Annotated in this window: 15 protein-coding genes; 6 read left to right on the top strand and 9 right to left on the bottom strand. The window is 69.5% G+C overall.

Annotated elements, in window-relative coordinates; translation table 11 throughout:
- Positions 1 to 2: 2 nt before the first annotated feature.
- Positions 3 to 1100, bottom strand: coding sequence for a thiamine pyrophosphate-dependent enzyme (locus tag ND747_RS24535; protein ID WP_251736562.1), 1098 nt, complete (start codon positions 1098 to 1100; stop codon positions 3 to 5).
- A gap of 629 nt (positions 1101 to 1729) precedes the next feature.
- On the opposite strand from ND747_RS24535, the gene ND747_RS24530 reads away from it, so the two are divergent.
- Together ND747_RS24530 and ND747_RS24525 are read left to right on the top strand one after the other, a co-directional pair.
- The gene (locus ND747_RS24530) at positions 1730 to 2230 is read left to right on the top strand and encodes a protealysin inhibitor emfourin (RefSeq protein ID WP_251736548.1); all 501 of its coding nucleotides are present in this window, start codon (positions 1730 to 1732) and stop codon (positions 2228 to 2230) included.
- A 295-nt stretch (positions 2231 to 2525) separates the two neighbouring features.
- Complete coding sequence (locus tag ND747_RS24525; RefSeq protein ID WP_251736547.1) at positions 2526 to 3740, top strand: RtcB family protein; 1215 nt, start codon at positions 2526 to 2528, stop codon at positions 3738 to 3740.
- 55 nt (positions 3741 to 3795) lie between these two features.
- Here ND747_RS24525 and ND747_RS24520 read toward each other — a convergent pair whose 3' ends face one another.
- The 4 genes from ND747_RS24520 to ND747_RS24505 all read right to left on the bottom strand — a co-directional run bounded on the left by ND747_RS24520 (position 3796) and on the right by ND747_RS24505 (position 7010).
- Entirely contained in the window at positions 3796 to 4416 is a 621-nt protein-coding gene (locus ND747_RS24520; RefSeq protein WP_374216317.1) for a 2OG-Fe(II) oxygenase, read from the bottom strand.
- Positions 4417 to 4508: 92 nt separating this feature from the next.
- Entirely contained in the window at positions 4509 to 5156 is a 648-nt protein-coding gene (locus ND747_RS24515) for a methylated-DNA--[protein]-cysteine S-methyltransferase (protein ID WP_251736545.1), read from the bottom strand.
- Between the two features lie 69 nt (positions 5157 to 5225).
- Positions 5226 to 5909: a GNAT family N-acetyltransferase gene (locus ND747_RS24510; protein WP_251736544.1), complete on the bottom strand. Its 684-nt coding sequence runs from the start codon at positions 5907 to 5909 to the stop codon at positions 5226 to 5228.
- A gap of 174 nt (positions 5910 to 6083) precedes the next feature.
- Positions 6084 to 7010 (bottom strand): NAD-dependent protein deacetylase, encoded by a 927-nt coding sequence (locus tag ND747_RS24505; protein WP_374216315.1) that lies wholly within the window; start codon positions 7008 to 7010, stop codon positions 6084 to 6086.
- Between the two features lie 303 nt (positions 7011 to 7313).
- Here ND747_RS24505 and ND747_RS24500 point away from each other — a divergent pair, with 303 nt between their 5' ends.
- Positions 7314 to 8504, top strand: coding sequence for a hypothetical protein (locus ND747_RS24500; protein ID WP_251736543.1), 1191 nt, complete (start codon positions 7314 to 7316; stop codon positions 8502 to 8504).
- Here ND747_RS24500 and ND747_RS24495 read toward each other — a convergent pair.
- The 3 genes from ND747_RS24495 to ND747_RS24485 form a co-directional block, all read right to left on the bottom strand.
- Complete coding sequence (locus ND747_RS24495) at positions 8501 to 9613, bottom strand: YihY/virulence factor BrkB family protein (RefSeq protein WP_251736542.1); 1113 nt, start codon at positions 9611 to 9613, stop codon at positions 8501 to 8503. The two genes, ND747_RS24500 and ND747_RS24495, sit on opposite strands and share 4 nt — an antisense overlap.
- A 753-nt stretch (positions 9614 to 10366) precedes the next feature.
- Entirely contained in the window at positions 10367 to 10906 is a 540-nt protein-coding gene (locus tag ND747_RS24490) for a hypothetical protein (protein WP_251736541.1), read from the bottom strand.
- 326 nt (positions 10907 to 11232) lie between these two features.
- A complete protein-coding gene (locus ND747_RS24485) occupies positions 11233 to 11724 on the bottom strand; it encodes a hypothetical protein (protein WP_251736540.1) in 492 nt (163 codons plus the stop codon).
- Positions 11725 to 12546: 822 nt separating this feature from the next.
- Between ND747_RS24485 and ND747_RS29915 the strand changes: the two genes are divergently transcribed.
- A complete protein-coding gene (locus ND747_RS29915) occupies positions 12547 to 13167 on the top strand; it encodes a pentapeptide repeat-containing protein (protein WP_251736539.1) in 621 nt (206 codons plus the stop codon).
- On the opposite strand, the gene ND747_RS24475 is transcribed toward ND747_RS29915, so the two are convergent.
- Positions 13136 to 13438, bottom strand: coding sequence for a transposase (locus tag ND747_RS24475; protein WP_251736538.1), 303 nt, complete (start codon positions 13436 to 13438; stop codon positions 13136 to 13138). The two genes, ND747_RS29915 and ND747_RS24475, sit on opposite strands and share 32 nt — an antisense overlap.
- 239 nt (positions 13439 to 13677) lie before the next feature.
- On the opposite strand from ND747_RS24475, the gene ND747_RS24470 reads away from it, so the two are divergent.
- Both ND747_RS24470 and ND747_RS24465 read left to right on the top strand, forming a co-directional pair.
- On the top strand, positions 13678 to 15006 hold the full coding sequence (locus tag ND747_RS24470) for a hypothetical protein (RefSeq protein WP_251736537.1): 1329 nt from the start codon (positions 13678 to 13680) through the stop codon (positions 15004 to 15006).
- Between the two features lie 313 nt (positions 15007 to 15319).
- Positions 15320 to 15652, top strand: coding sequence for a type II toxin-antitoxin system PemK/MazF family toxin (locus ND747_RS24465; protein WP_251736536.1), 333 nt, complete (start codon positions 15320 to 15322; stop codon positions 15650 to 15652).
- Positions 15653 to 15978: the final 326 nt, after the last annotated feature.

Genomic DNA, 15978 nt, shown 5'->3' with positions numbered 1-15978 from the left:
GGTCAGAGGAAGGAGTCGCGGTAGGCGGTGAACCAGGTCCGTTGGTCGCGTTCGTCGGCGGTCTCCTCGGCGTAGACGTGGTCGAGCATGGTCGTCGGCTCCGGCGGGTCGAGGGCGAGGCAGTCGCGGCGCAGCTGGGCCGCGGCGGCGGCGGCCTGGTCGTCGATCTCGTCGAACCAGGTGGTGTCGACGTCGGCGGCGAGCAGTCGGCGCAGCCGCTCGATCGGGTCGCGGGCGCTCCAGGCGGCGACCTCGGCGGCCGGCTGGTAGCGAGTCGCATCGTCGGACGTGGTGTGCGGGGCCATCCGGTAGGTGTTGGCCTCGATGAGCACCGGGCCACCGCCGCCGCGGGCGTGGGCCAACGCCCAGCTCGTCGCCGCGTGCATGGCGAGCACATCGTTGCCGTCGACCCGCAGGCCCGGGAAGCCGAAACCGTCGGCGCGCCGGGCCAGCGGCACCGGCGACTGGCGGCGGCTCGGCGTCGAGATCGCCCACTGGTTGTTCTGGCACAGGAACACCACCGGCGCCCCGAAGCTCGCTGCCCAGACGAACGCCTCGTTCGCGTCGCCCTGGCTCATCGCCCCGTCACCCAGGTAGACAAGCACGGCGGTGTCCCGCTCGGCGTCGCCGGTACCGACGTCGCCGTCGAGCAGGACACCCATGCCATAGCCGACGGCGTGCAGGGTCTGCGAGGCCAGCACGATCGTGTAGTTCGCCATGTTGTGGGCGGCGACGTCCCACCCGTCGTGGCTCACGCCGCGCAGCAGACGCAGCACCTCGGCAGCCGGCACCCCCCGATGCCAGGCCACGGCGTGCTCGCGGTAGCTGGGGAAGATGAAGTCACGCGGGCCGACCGCCTGGGCCGACCCCACCTGGGCGGCCTCCTGCCCGCGCAGCGGGATCCACAGCACCAGCTCACCCTGGCGCTGCAGCGCGGTGGCCTCGGCGTCCAGGCGCCGCGCGAGCACCATGGACCGGTAGAACTCCCGGCACAGGTCGTGGTCGGCGAGCACCTCGAACCGCGGGTCGGGCACGAGGGTGCCGTCGGGGGCCAGCAACCGGATCCCCGCATCGGCCAGTTCGGACGGCTCCGCCGGCACCGACGGTAGGGACGACCCGGTCGACCCGCGATCCACAGATGACACGGGGCCCGCGGATACCGGGCTCACCAGCGGAGCGCCAGCTGGTACCGAAGCTGCCGGTGGGGCGCCTGCCTGGGCTGGGCCGGTGGGTATCTGGCCCACCCGCGCGGGTTCCGCCGGTACCGGCCCGATCGGGGCAGGTCCCACCGGCACCGTCTGCGTGGGTGCGGTCGCCGGCGTCACCGTCGTTGCGACGGCAGTCGTCTCGGAGCACCGCCCCGATCGTCCGGCAATCAGCCCCGGCCTTTGCACGACATTCATGCCGACCACCTCTGCAACCGTGGATCGCAGGACGTCCTACGATCGGAAACCATCGAAAATAACCCGGTATACCGGTAGGGACACTACGCGGATCCGCGAACGGAGAGAACACATCCCGTCAGTTCTGTTATCGCGTCGTAGTCATACCCGTCTCAACACCAAGGATCCCTGGACGTCCAACCATCGGAAACCAACCAAAGACGTGCGCCCAACAGTGAACGTCACGAAAGCCGGAACAGATGTGCCTCGCCACTGAATGCGGATAATCCACGGAGACGGCCTCGCCCGCGCCCGCCGCGACGGGCGGACGGGCGGACGATAGCTCCATGAACGCGAACACTGACTCTCCGGACGACGCCACCCCGCCCACGAACGACCCGACCATGACCGGCCAGGCCGTGGGTAACCAGACCGCAGGGGATCCCGCGCCGCAGATGGGAGGTGTGCGGGTGGCGGTTGTCCGCGCGGGCGGGGTCCTGGGCGTGCCGATCCGCCGGACCCTCGACACCTCCGACCTGCCCGACGCCGAGGCCGACCAGCTACGCGTTTTCGTCGCCCGGGCACTGGATGCGGTGCCCGCAGACGCCACGTCCGTCGATTCCGACCTCGGCACAAGCGGTCGCCCCGGATCGCCGGACGTTGCGGGCGCCGGTTCCACCGAACAGTCGCCTCGGCACGGCGGCGCCGACCGGTTCTCCTACGTAGTGGAGATCAGGGAGGCGGGCCGGCGCACGGTGCTGACCGTGAACGAGCCGGTACCAGCCGCCGTCCGTCCGCTGCTGGACCTGCTGCGCACGGCTCCCGTTGCACCCAGGGCCGATTTGTAACCTGACCGAAACATTTGAGGCACAGGCCGCGACGCCGACCGAGAAGGCCGCGGCCGCGGAACACCGGTCGAGCCGCCCGAGCCGGTCGAAAATGGTTCGCGAAACCGCTTGGGTTCAGGCATCCTGAACAAGCCGCCGAACACCGGGAGTCGTCCCCACAGTCCGCCGAAATCATCTCGCCGGCGGCACGGTTAATCCCGTCCCGGAAGGCGGGGGAAATCAGCCGTTAACGCATGGCGGAGCCCGGGCCGTGCGTGAATATCCGGACGATGATCACAAGAGAGGATGAGCCCCGATGAGCCCCGTCGCGACGCTTGCGGACGCCGCACACCCGATCTGGCTGTGGACCAGGCCCGAGGAGATCGAGAACGCCGCTCTCGATCAGCTGCGCAACGTCGCGTCACTGCCGTATGTCCACCACCACGTGGCCGTGATGCCCGACGTCCACCTCGGCTACGGCGCCACCGTGGGGTCCGTCATCGCGCTGCGGGACGCGGTGTCACCGGCCGCCGTCGGGGTCGACATCGGCTGCGGGATGGCCGCGGCCCGCACCAACCTGCGCGCCGCGGACCTGCCCGACGACCTCGCGGCTCTGCGTCATGCGCTGGAGGCGGCCATCCCGGTCGGCAAGAGCAGCCACGCCGAGACGACGGCACACGCCCGCGCCCAGGATGATCTGTGGAACTCCTTCACCGATCTGCACCCGCGGGTGCAGGGCCGGTTCGAACGTGCCATGGCCCAGGTGGGCACCCTGGGTTCGGGCAACCACTTCGTCGAGGTCTGCCTGGACACCGACGACGCAGTGTGGATCATGCTGCACTCGGGATCGCGCAACATCGGCAAGGAGCTGGCCGAGGCGCACATCGGCGTGGCCCGCACGCTGGAGCACAATGCCGGCCTGCCCGACCGTGACCTCGCGGTGTTTCTCGCCGGCACCCCACAGATGCGCGCCTACCGCCATGACCTCGACTGGGCGCAGACCTACGCGCGCCGTAACCGTGACGCGATGCTCGCCGCTGCGGCGGCAGCACTGCGCACCCTGCTGCCGACCCTGCGCACGCCCACCCCACCCGAGGACGGTCCGCATGCGGGCGATCACGCCTTCGCGCTGGTGAACTGCCACCACAACTACGTCGCCGCCGAGCACCACTTCGGCGCCGACGTCCTGGTCACCCGCAAGGGCGCGATCTCGGCGCGGTCCGGGGAGATGGGGATCATTCCCGGTTCGATGGGCACTCGGTCCTACCTGGTCCGCGGGCGCGGCAACCCCGACTCGTTCCACTCGGCAAGCCACGGCGCCGGGCGGACGATGAGCCGCAACCGAGCACGCCGCACCTTCACTCTGGACGACCTCGCCACCCAGACCCACGGCGTGGAGTGCCGCAAGGACGCCGGTGTCCTCGACGAGATCCCCGCGGCCTACAAGAACATCGACCACGTCATCGCCGCCCAGACCGACCTCGTGGACGTCGTCGCTGAACTGCGCGCCGTCCTGTGCGTGAAGGGCTGACCATCGGCATCGGCATCGGCACTCGCTTCGGTGCCGGTGCCGTGTTCGTGGACGGTCAGGCGGCGTCGTGGAAGATCAGCCCGAGCGTGCGGCGCCGGCCCGAACGGACGGTGCTCACCCCGTGTCGGACCGCCGCCGCCGACCAGCCCCGCGTCGAGCGGACCGGCCGGTCCCGGGTGGTGAACACCAGCGCATGGCCACGGGGCAACACCAGCGCCGTGCCCCGGGACTGCATCCGCGGTCGCTGCTCGACGAGCAGGAACTCCCCACCGGTGTAGTCCGCATCGGGGGTGTCGAGTCCGATCACGACCTGCAGCGGGAAGACGAGCTCACCGTAGAGGTCGCAGTGCAGCGCGTTCCAGCCGCCGGCCCGGTAGCCCAACAGCAGCGGTGTGGGCAGCCGTTGGCCGGCCCGGGCGCACTCGGCCAGCCAGTCGTCCAGCGTCGGTGGCCAGGGCGCGGGCCGTCGAAGGCGGGCGGCCCAGTCCTGGGCGACCGGCAGCAGCAGCTGGTAGAAGGCCCGGCGCAGGGAGGTCACGACCAGGGGCAGGGGATGGTCGAAATACCGGTACCTGCCCTCGCCGAAGCGGTGGCGGGCCATGTCGACGTCGGCGCGGAACCCGGTCTCGGCGTCGAAGCGTCCCGCGAGGTCGTCGCAGTCCCGCGCGCTGAGCACCGGCCCGGTCAGGGCATGGCCGGCCGCGTCCAGGTCCCGGTGGACGCTCGCCGGATCCACGCCCGGGAGCCCGATGTCCTGACTCCGTGAGGTCACGACGCGCTGACAGACAGGGTACCGGCGGACGGGGTGCTGGCGGACGGGACGTGCCGCGGAGCGGCCGGCGGCGGGATGGGCAGGTCGAGCGCCGCGCCGAGAACGCCCTCGTGGCGGAGCAGGAACTCCTTGCGGTCGAGGCCGGCCGCGAAGCCGCGCAGTCTTCCGTCGGCGCCGATCACCCGGTGACAGGGCCGGACCAGCAGCAGTGGGTTCGCCCCGACCGCGGTGCCGACGGCACGGGCGTCAGAACGGCCGGCGCCGATCCGTCCGGCGAGCTGGCCGTAGGTGATGGTCGTGCCGAACGGGATCGTCTCCAGCGCCCGCCAGACCCGCTCCGCGAACGCCGACCCGCCGGTCCACAGGGGTAGATCGAACGTGTGTCGCTGTCCGGCGAAGTACTCCGCAAGCTGCGTGGCCGCCGGCCGGAATGGTTCGGGTGCTCGGCGCCACGTCGGACCCGGCCGGGCGGCGCGCGGCTGACCGGTCATGCAGGACAGGCCCGACAGGGCGAATCCGGTCGGAAGGTCCGGCCGTTCGATCCCGACCAGCAACAGATCTCCCAGTGGGCTCGGCAGCGTCGTGTACGTCGTCTGCCGGCTGTCCGCGGACCCGGACGCAGGGCCGCCCCGTGTCGTCGTCATGTCACCACCCTGCGCCCCGTACGGCCCGGACGCTGGCGGAAATCCGACGTCGCGCAGTGCTTCACCCCATCAGCCAAGCCGGCGGCGCAGCACGACGAAGTACAGGTCGGGGCGCAGTGGCTCGCCGAACCGGCGGTCGTCGTAGGGAAACGGCCGATGCTGGGACGTGGTTGTGTAACCGCGGCGGTGGTACCAGTCGAGCAGCTCACCGCGCTGGGCGATCACGAGCATCTCCATCCACTGGGCCGCCCAGGTGCGCACCGCGTGCTGCTCGGCCCGGGCCAGCAGACTTCCGCCGATGCCGGCGCCCTGCAGGCCCGGGCGGACCGCGAACATCCCGAAGTAGGCGCCGACCGCTCCTGTCCAGGCCTGACCTGCATCCCCAGATCGGTCCCCCTTCCCAGCTCGGGTCCGTTTCCCCGGTTGGGCCACATCCCCGGTTCGGGCCGATGTCGCCGTGGGCTGCGCCGGCGATTCGATGCGACGCTGGACGTGGCAACAGCCCACCCGCTCGCCCGCGGGGTCCGTGGCGAGCAGAACCAGGCTGTTCGGGTCGGTGACAGCGGCCCGCACCTCGGCGGAGTCGGTGCGTCGGCCGGCGAGCAGGTCCGCCTCGGTGGTCCATCCCGCCCGGCTGGACTCCCCCCGGTAGGCGGACTCGACGAGGGCGACGATCGCGGCGATCTCGGACTCGGTGCCCAGGGCTTGGCGGTACGTCAGATAGCCAGGTGGCAGCGGTGAGACGGGGCGCATGCCTCCATCCTCACAGCCACGCGCACGTGTTCCGTGCCCGGCCGGCACAGTTCCCGGCCGGCACAGTTCCCGGCCGGCACAGTGCCCGGCCCGGATCGCCCGGGTCGACCAGGTGGGGTTGCCGCGGTTCGTCCGGCGCCGGTTCACGATCGGCTACCGAACCGCATCATGCGATCATCCGATCGACGTGGGCACCGGCCGACCGGTGACGGCGGCGGCCAGCCGGGGCAGCACCACGCCCAGCGGTGCGTCCACCCGCACCGCCGCCCGGCCGTCCCCCCGGGTCGGGCCCCGGTTGACGATCGCGACCGGAATGCCGAGCTCGGCGGCCCGCAGTACGAACCGGTAGCCCGACATGACGGCCAGCGACGATCCAAGGATCAGCAGCGCCCGGGCGCCCTCCACGAGCGCGACCGCCTGGGCCAGCCGGGGCCGGGGCACCGTCGCGCCGAAGAAGACCACGTCGGGCTCGAGCCGGTCGCCGCCGCAGGCCGCACAGCCGACCATGACGAACCGGGCGACGTCGGAGTCGGAGAGGGTGACGTCGCCGTCCGGGTTGACGGGGGCGCCGACGACCTCGATGTCCGGATTCGCGGCCTGCAGCCGGGCATCGAGCTCCCGGCGGCTGCTGTACTGCCCGCAGTCGGGGCACATCACCCGCGACAGGCTGCCGTGCAGGTCGACGACGTTGACCGTGCCGGCCCGCTGGTGCAACCCGTCGACGTTCTGGGTGACGACTCCGGTGATGGCACCCGCCTGCTCCAGTCGGGTGACGGCGTGATGGCCCGGATTGGGGACGGCGTCGGCGATCTGGCGCCAGCCGGCGTGGCTACGCGCCCAGTAGCGATGCCGCGCGCCCGGCGCACCGACGAAGTCCTGATAGGTCATCGGGGTGTGGCGACGCAGTGCCCCGTTCGGGCCACGGTAGTCCGGGATCCCGGACTCCGTGGAGATCCCCGCACCACTCAGCGCGACCACGCCCCCCGCGGTGACCAGCGCGCACAGCTGCTCGAACGCCGCCTCGAACGCCGTGTCGCCGCCGGTGTCGCCGTTGCGATCGCCGCTCCCGACGTCCCCGCCCCGTTCCGTCACGCCCTCCATGCTGCCCGATCGGAGCAGGTCCGTCCCGGTCGGCGGCGACGGGCCTAACCCTGCGTTTCGGCCGACCGGCCGCCATCGTCCCAGGTGGTGGTCCTACGGCGCTGGTCGTACGGTCAGCTTGAAACGTCCGGTGTGATCCCGTCCGAAGGGAGAAGGGTGATGAGGACGTCACGGCCATCGTTCGACCGGGCGCGGGGGTCCGATCGCAGTCGGACGTGCCAGCACCCGCGGTCAGCCGGCCAGCCTCCGGCTGACGACGACAGCCAGACCCACGACCCCACCCCGTTGCACGACCCCACCCCGTTGCACGATGCAGTTCCGCTCCACGGCGGTCTGCAGGCCCACGACGCCATCGAGGGCTACGACGACATTCGGGGTCATGACGATCTGCGGGCGTACGGCGCCGTTCAGGCGTACGAGCGGACGCAGGAGTTCGATCGCGCCCTGGCAGTCGCCGACTCCGCGATCTACCACGCCGGTGTGGGCCAGGCCGACCGGCTGTCCGCCGACCCGGTGGATGGCCCCATCGGCGTACTGGCCCCACCGGCCCAGGCGAGGGGGCACGCGCTCGTCCGGGCGTCCGCGCACACCGAATGTCTGCTCGACGCGACCCCACACACCATGCTTCGGGTCAGGGTGCGCTGGCTACAACTGACCACGCGCGCCGACGACGACCCGGTGGACGCCAGCGGCTCCGACCGTCCGCCGTGGCTCGCCGACGTCCGAGGCGGGGCGGTCGGCCGCGGCCCGGCGGCGACCCGCCGTACGGCGTACATCCCCCATGAGGTCGAGGAGCGGGTGCCATTGTGGGTGCTGTTGGCCGCGCGTCCGCCGGCGCCGTCGGCGCCGGACGCCCGCTGGTCTCGTGGCTGGCTGCCGCATCCGAGCGCACCGCGGCCCGATCCGTGGGAGCCACGAGAGCCGCGGATGCGGGCCGTCGGCGGGCGGGGTGACGAGGCGGGCCGGACCCACGCCGTGCGACTGACCGCGCCGGCGGGTCGACACGCGCGTCCCGTGCTCCGTGCGGGTGCGCCGCCGATCAGGGTTGCCTGGGACAGCTGGGCGGTGCAGGGCGAGCTGCGGCTAAGCGCCGGTCTGACCGATGGCCCGCATCCGCTGGTCCGCCTGCGCGCCGACCTGGTCAACACCTCCGGCTGGCACCCCCGACTGGACGATGCCGCTCCCTGGCCCGCGTGGCACGGTGCGGACGAGGGACCGACCGGATCCGGCTGGCACGAACGGACCCTGCGACACGCCCTGATCGGGGCGCACGTCATCGTCGGCGTCGACGATGGCGGGTTCGTGCCCACGGATGCCCCCCGCGTGCGGACCATGCACGCCGCCCGCACGGGCGTCGACGACGGGCTGTGGCCCGTCCTGGTGGGTGAGGCGCCCACGCCGACAGCCGTGCTGCTCTCCCCGGTCCGCCTCGGCGATGACCGCTACGGCCCTGACCACCCCGCCGGAGCAGCCACGGAACACGATCCGACCTAACCCGTCGAGCTGTGGCCCGGTGGCGGTGCGGACGAGTCCTTCGAGCCAGATAGATGCGGCGCGTCCGAGCCAGATGGAGGCGGCGCGTCCGAGCCAGATGGTTGCGGCGCATCGGCGGGGTCCGGTGCGGCGGGCGTGGGTTGCTCGCCGAAGGTGACGTCGACGCGTTGGAAGCTCTTGAACTGCTCCGCCTGGGCGTAGGAGGTGTAGGCCCGGCGGTCGGAGTCGGTCAGGTCGACGTGGTCGATGAACGGGGTCAGCAGTGCACGGGGGAACAACCGGCCCACCCACACCGCGTTGATCTCCATGGCGATCACGACCATCACCGCGAGGAAGTACAGCCAGGTCATCAGGCCCAGAACCAGGCCGAACAACCCGTAGACCTGGGTGGAACCCCGCAGTTGGTGGGCGATGTAGTAGCCACCCAGGGTCTGCACGGCCTGCCATCCGGCGGCGGCGAACACCGCGCCGGGCAGGATTTCCATCACCCGCACGGACCGGGCGGTCAGCACCTTGAACGCGACCAGGATCAGGCCCGCGTTACCCAGCATGGCCGCGATCACCACGAGCACCTGCAGCCCGACCGCGAGCCGGCCGAACGCCGAGGCGCCGGTCGTGACGGTGGCCAGCACCGTGGTCAGCAGAACGCCGAGACCGAGCAGACCGATCAGGCTCAGGCTGCGCAGCCGGGCGAAGAACGGGTTCGGCCGGGACCGCCGCGGGACCGCCCACACCGTGTCCAGCGCGTTGCCGATCGCACGGGCCACCCCAAGACTGCCGAACACCGCGCCGATGACGCCGATGGCGACGGCGGTACCGCTGCCCTTGAGGGCCTGCACGTCGCTGCGCAGCTGATCGCCAATGATCGGGAACTGACCGAGCGCCGAACTCACCACCTGTTCCTGCAGATGGTGATGGCCGTGCAGGACGAACCCGAGCCCCGTGGTGAGCAGCAGCAACAGCGGAAACAGCGACAGGAACGCGTAGAAGGTGATCAGCGCTGCCAGGTAGCCGCCCTGATCGTCGGAGAACTTGTACAGCACGGCGATGACGAACCCGAGGCTGCGGTGGCGTCGCTGGGCCCGGTCCAACCGGCCACCGAGCGCCATCCCGCGCCTCCCCCACCCCTCGGCCGTCACTGCGTAGTCCCCCGTTCGGGCAGGTCACACACCCACCGGTCCAGACCATGTCATCCCATCGGCCCTACCGCCCGGACATCGTCGCGGGTCGCCCGATCGGGGGATGCCGTCCGGTGTATCCCGACCCAAACGATCTTTTAAGATCATTGCGCGAACGCTTGTCAACGCCGTTGATTATCTTACTGTCGGTTGTCCCCGCTACACGGATCAGCAGCGACGAAGGGCGCTGCCCCTCATCGGGAAAAACGCCGACGAGTACAGGCGTGCCCCGGAGGGACTCGCGGTCTGGACGCAGCGGCCGGCCCGGCCATGGCCGTAGGTCGCGCGGTGGCCCAGCGGCATGGTTGCGGCGGCAAGGCGCCCGCCGGGAGTCCACTAGCCGTGCGCCGCCAGAACGTGCACCGCCCGCCGGGTGGGTCGATAGCAGCCACCACCCGTCCGTACGGGTCATGCGCGTAGCGGGTGGCGGCACCCCCGGGGCGGTTTCGGTGATGACGGCGCTGGCCGGGTCGACCCAGCCATCGGGACGGCCCGCGGGCGTGTAGCGAAACTCGCCACCGGCCGCCGGCCAAATCTTCGATCTTCTGTACGCGGATACCGGGGGCTGATGGGGTTTACGGGCCCTGGAACCACTGCGAACCTCGGCACCTGAGGGTTCCCAGCGCCGGGCACGCCGGCACGCAGCAGATATCAGCCGGTGCGTGCCGGCAGACGGGAACCACCTCAGATGTCGATGCCGAACTCGGCGAGCCAGGACGTCAGCTGCTCCCGCGACGCGGTCGCAAAGGTGCCGCCAGTGAACCGTCGATCCTCGGTGACCTCGGCGACCACGTAGCTCGGCGGTCGAAAGGCGAGCATCGCGTCGTCGGTTTCGAACTCGACCTCGGCCAGGACAAGCCCGTGCAGCGCAGCAGCGAAGACATCAATGCCGAAGGGCGGGATACTGTGCCGCGTCTTGACCAGCGTCCTCGCGGGCAGAGCCGCCAGCAGGTCGTACTCGGTTCTGGACAGGTACGTGTTGGTGATCAGGCCCTGCACCGGTCCGGGACGTTCAGCGGGGATCTTCTGCGTGAACTTGTACCGGTGACCTCCCTGCTGGTCGGCCACATGCCGCAGGCGCAGGGTGGTGCCGATCAGATAGCGGTCGGTGATCGTGCGAAGAGCGGTTGCCGGCAGGTTGCGGGGCAGGTCGGCAAGCAGGAATCTGCGCTCGCGCTCGAAGCGGGCATATTTTCCGGGAAGAGCCGGGTCCGGAGACGTCATGAGTCCGATCTGCATTCACCTCGGCCCGGATCACTCGGCCGGGATCGTAGGCCAGTTCGGACGATGACGAGGTCGTTCCCGGTGCGAATCTGCATCGGGAGCCAGGTGACGATCACGCCTACCGTAGCCAACCCGCTGGTTCTCGCTGAACCCCGAGTACCGGGTTGCCGCCGCCCTGGACCCGCCCGTGGGCCCGACCTCCACGATCCAGCGCTCACGCTGGTCATCCCGTGGATCTGCCGGTCGGCGCGCGGCCAGCCTTGACCTCCTTCACCGGGTTCACACCACCCTGTCTGTCAGCGCCGACCTTCCCACCGAACCGAGGGCTATTGCCTCTTTCCATCAATGTAACCCTGGACCGTCTGCCCGTACTGGTGCCCACCGGCGCTGTAGGTCAGGTTGGCCCAGATGTTGGTGCCCGTGAAGGTCTCCGAGCACCAGGCGCCTCCCGGAGCGGAGCCGATAGTGCCGGTCTGACCGAGGTCCGTGCCATCCCGGAAAGTACCGACCTGCCCCAGAACGGCGTACTTGCCGTTCGGCCGCAGGTTACGGAACTGCACGACGAACTGACCCAGGGACGGGCCCGCCGATCTGCCCCAGATGACGATCTCGGCCGCGCCGTCCTGCTGGCCGTTTTCATCCTGAGGATAGCGGGCCGGAGGGTTCGTCGCCGACGGGTCGTCGGGGACGATTTGCCACCCAGGCAGGTTCTGGCTACAGAATCCCTGGGATGCGGATGCGGGCGAGGCGCCGACGAAGGTCAGGACTGACGCCGCCACCCCCATCAGGGCGACGACCAACAGCCGGCGTGGACGCATGGACGCTCCTCGACGTGAGATGAGAACTGACACGCAAACGGTCGACCTACCGGCACTACCGGCACACCGTCATTTTTCGCGCGAACGGGGTGAGCGTCAAGTTCCTTAAAAACTTCGAGACAATGCGGGCAGGTAGGCGCCGTTTTCCGCACAGCCTCCGCGACATCGGAAAACGGTTCGATGCTCTCCGCACAGAATTTGACCGGGAAAACCTCAAGAGTACGGGCAAAAGTCCCCGGCCGCTAAGGATATGTCGGCCACCCGACATACTCTTGCCGCCCGCCGCCGGATCGCAGCACCGCCTCCGCCGTTCTTGACCTCGACAACCCTTCGCGGGCACATTCCGCGGAGGAAGCGGCGTCGGCCCCAGGCCACCCTTCCGATTCGACTGGCTGGCCGACAGAATCGCCGCGCTCCACACCCGCGACCACACCGGCCTCTGCCACCAGTTCGCCGGCCGCCACCACGCACCCGTACCCCCGCCGCGATCACCGCGGCCGGATACACCATCGACGCCTACCCGTGGCCCTCGACCGGCGAGGGCCGACACGGCGAACGCGCGGACGAGGAAACCGCTCCGCCTCCGGCGAGGACGGCGACGGCGACGGCGTCACCGCCGAAATTCCACGGACAATCGACAAGCAGCGGAATCTTCGGTCCGAGATGCACACCGAGCTTCACGGTCTGTGCATGCAGGCCGCCGGTTCGCGGCGCACTACACTTCCCGCCATGCCCCCCACACGTTCGAGCCGAGCACCGCGAGCAGCCCAGACACGCCGGCCCGCCGCCCCTGCGGTACCGGCATCGCTCATCGTAGTCAGCGTGCCGGGGCTCGACGACGACGACCTCTACACGAACACCCTGTTCGACGGCAGCGATCTCTCCGGCCAGAACCCCACGGCAATAGAGATCGACAAGTGTCGTATCGTCAACTCCGATCTCAGTGGCACACGGCTTTCCCGGGCCATGGTGATGGACACGGTCACCGAGCGATCCAACCTGTCGAATCTGCAGGCGACGAACTCGTCCCTGGTCCGCGTCGAGATGACGACATGCAGGATGACCGGGTTTTCCTGGGCCAACGGACGACTACGCGACGTGACCTTTCGGGACTGCCGGCTTGATTTCTCCAGTTTCCAGTCGTCCACCGCAACGGATTCCTGGTTCGTCGACTGCAACCTCAGGCAGGCCGATTTTCACGACGCCGACCTTCGGGGAGCGACCTTCAGCGCCTGCGATCTGAGCGGCGCGCAGTTCTCCGGAGCCCGGATGGACGGCACCCGACTGATCAACTGCACGCTGGCGGACGTCAGCGGAGTGACCAGCATGGCCGGCGCCGCGGTGGCCAGCAGCGACCTGGTCGCCCTGACCCATCTGCTCGCCGACACCCTGGGCATCAACATGATCGACATCAACATGATCGAGGAGGAGTGGCCCGACTGACCAGCCCGCGGGAGCGGGGGCCGGCGAGGGAAGGAGCTGGACCAACCCCGCCACCGCCACCGTGAACGCGGCCAGGAAGCCAACGCTCCAGTCGAAAGCGGCGCGTAGGCGACCGTGTGCAGGGCACCACGATCCCGACCGGGCCGATCTCGATCAGCACCGTCCTCGTCCGAATCCCGTTCCGGGAATCTGCGTTGTCACGGCCGGCCGGGTGATGCTTGTCGTAACCCAGGTGCGCGCTCGTCTCCGCTTCCAGGGCCGTTGCGAGCACGGATTTCGTCAGCCCGATCAGCAGCCCACCGGCCCGACGAGATCCACGCCCCCAGTGCGGGCCTTTGCGACGAGCTCGGCGACCAACTGCTGGTGATCGAGCCCCGAACCGCTGTTGGCAGGCACGGGGTAACCCCGGGACCTGTTGGGTAGCCGGCAGGTCAAAGGCCCGATTACCCCTGAAACCCTACCCTCATGGAGCATAATTGCGGCCAGTGACAACGGGGGGAGGGGACGGCCATGGCGGCCTGCCCGGAGTGTGGTGAACAGGGTGAGGGGCAGTTCTGCGCGCGCTGCGGTGCCGAGTTCGGCCGCGAGCAGAACGGCGTCCTCGCCGTCCTCAACGTTCTGCTGCGCCTGCCCGCGTGGAGAACCTTCCTGCATGCCTGGTGGCGGATGGCGCGACGCCCGGTTGGGCATACCATCGACATCTTCGAGGAAAGAAACTTCCGCGCCGCCACGGAAATGCTTGAGATCATCATTCTGATCTCCTCCCTGGGACTGGCAGGAACCTTCCTGAGGCTGAGCAACCTCGAGCAGGAATTTATTCTTCCTATTTATTTTTCCGTCAACCTCGTGGGCATTTCAGTGATGTTCTCATGGCTGGCGAGACGCCGATCCAGAGTGGAGCGCAGCAGCCGCGAGATCCTCACGATGTTCATCCTCGTGAGCGCTTTTTCCACCCCGTTCGCCCTGCTTCTGGAAATTTCCCTGTGGTTCGGGACGCCCTGGTCGCGGATTCTCGTCGTGGCCGTGAGCTCCGTGCTCGTGGTTCCGGGCTGGATCTACATGGTCCGGTTGTGGAAGTACTTCTGGAGGCTGGGGGCGGGAAGCGTCGTTGCCTTCCTCGTGCTCGCCTCCATCATCGGGCAGATACCCGGCACTGCCCTCCTCATCCCCTTCGGCTACAACCCGCTGAAAGTGAACAAGCAGCTCGAGGACCGGCAGGCGAACCGCGGGTACGGCAACCTGTCGGCGCAGAACTACCTGCTGAACGCCGGCCCGGTGCTGCCAGGTTTCCAGCTGTCGGGCTCGGTCCTTCAGGGACCGGACAGCGGTGCGGGCGAGCTGATGGCCGCGGTGGAAAGCCAGTCCGGGGCCCCGTCCCATCCCCCAAGCCCCCGCGCCACCTACCAGGCCGTGGCGCTCTACCTCGCCCAGGAGAGCGGGATGTCGGTCGTCAGCGATGTCGAGATCGCGCGGACCGGGGACATACAGCGTGATCGGACGCTGGTGGCAGCCGACCAGACACCGGCATACGTCGGCGAGTACCTCCGCGTGGCCCTCCTGCAGGGTGAGCGCCAGAACCATCCCGACCAGACGGCGACGGCAACCGTCACCGGCGCAGCCCACCGTCCCGCGCCGCCCGGCATCACCAGCATGATTCACATCGACGAGAACGTCCTCCTCAACGGCCAGCAGATCGTCCTCCACTACGACGTCCTGTTCGCCCTGACCGGGCACGTCGAGTCCATCACCTACATCAGCTATCCCGGCTCCACCGACCAGCGACTCGAACAGGGAATCGCCGCCCAGATGGTCGGTGACATCAAGGCCCACGGCACGTAGCCGGCAGGTCCCGCCGATGTCAGGCGGTGCCGTCGCGGTCCGTCCACATCTCGGCCATGCGGCCGTCCTGGACGCACACCAGCCAGAACGGAGGAACCTGCACTGTCGTTCGGGCCCGCCGCCAGCTCACCGCGACCGAGCCACAGGCCAGCTAGATCACCCGCGTTTGCGGCTGATGACATGTTTCTTACCGGCACCCCGAATATGCGAACATCCCAGTCACGATCAGCATCGTGGGGGCGGTCCTGTCCGTGCGCCACAGGGTTCGATCCCGGGCTTCACGCCAAGATCGACGAGAACATTGAGAGGAAATATGCAATACGGCGAGGTCTGGTGGGCAGATTTCGACGAGCGTCGACTTGTCGTACTGCTGTCGGGAGAACCGACGTACGGGTTCCGTGCGATGCAGGTCGTCGAACCTGCGGGCACCGACCTGGGCGACATGGCCGTCGAGGTGGCCGTGGGCGCGCCCGACGGGCTGCCGCGTGAAGGCGTCTTGCGGGTCGCACTCCCACGTCCAGGTCTGATCCCCTGTACCTGGCTGGTCACGCTGGCCCGGGAGGACCTGATCGAGCGGGCGGGAGTCCTGTCGTCCGCGAAGCTCGGCGAGATCGAGGAACTCCTCCGTCTCGGTGAACTCATCTAAGACCGGACATGGCAAGCCCGGGACACCGGGCCCCATGGACATCCAACCAGGGGCGGCGCCCATGGCAGCGGGCGGCACGCACTCGCAACAGTCGAATACGCGAACATCCCGTTTCGACCCCTTTCCCGGAAAGCGTCATGCTGACGGCACCCCACATGTGCCTGTCGCGCGGCCCACGGTCATGGGCGTGCCGTGGGCCGCGCGGGGGGGGGGGGGGGGCCGGGGGGGGGGGGGGGGGGGCGGGGGGGGGGGTGGGGGTTGGGGGGGGGGGGTTGGGGTGGCGGCGGGCGCGGGGGGCGGGGGGGGGGGGGGGGGGGGGGCGGGGG

The organism is Frankia sp. R82 (assembly GCF_023716925.1).
GTDB lineage: Bacteria > Actinomycetota > Actinomycetes > Frankiales > Frankiaceae > Frankia.
Note: the sequence above shows the minus strand (reverse complement) of the source record. Positions and strands in the feature narration are given on the sequence as shown.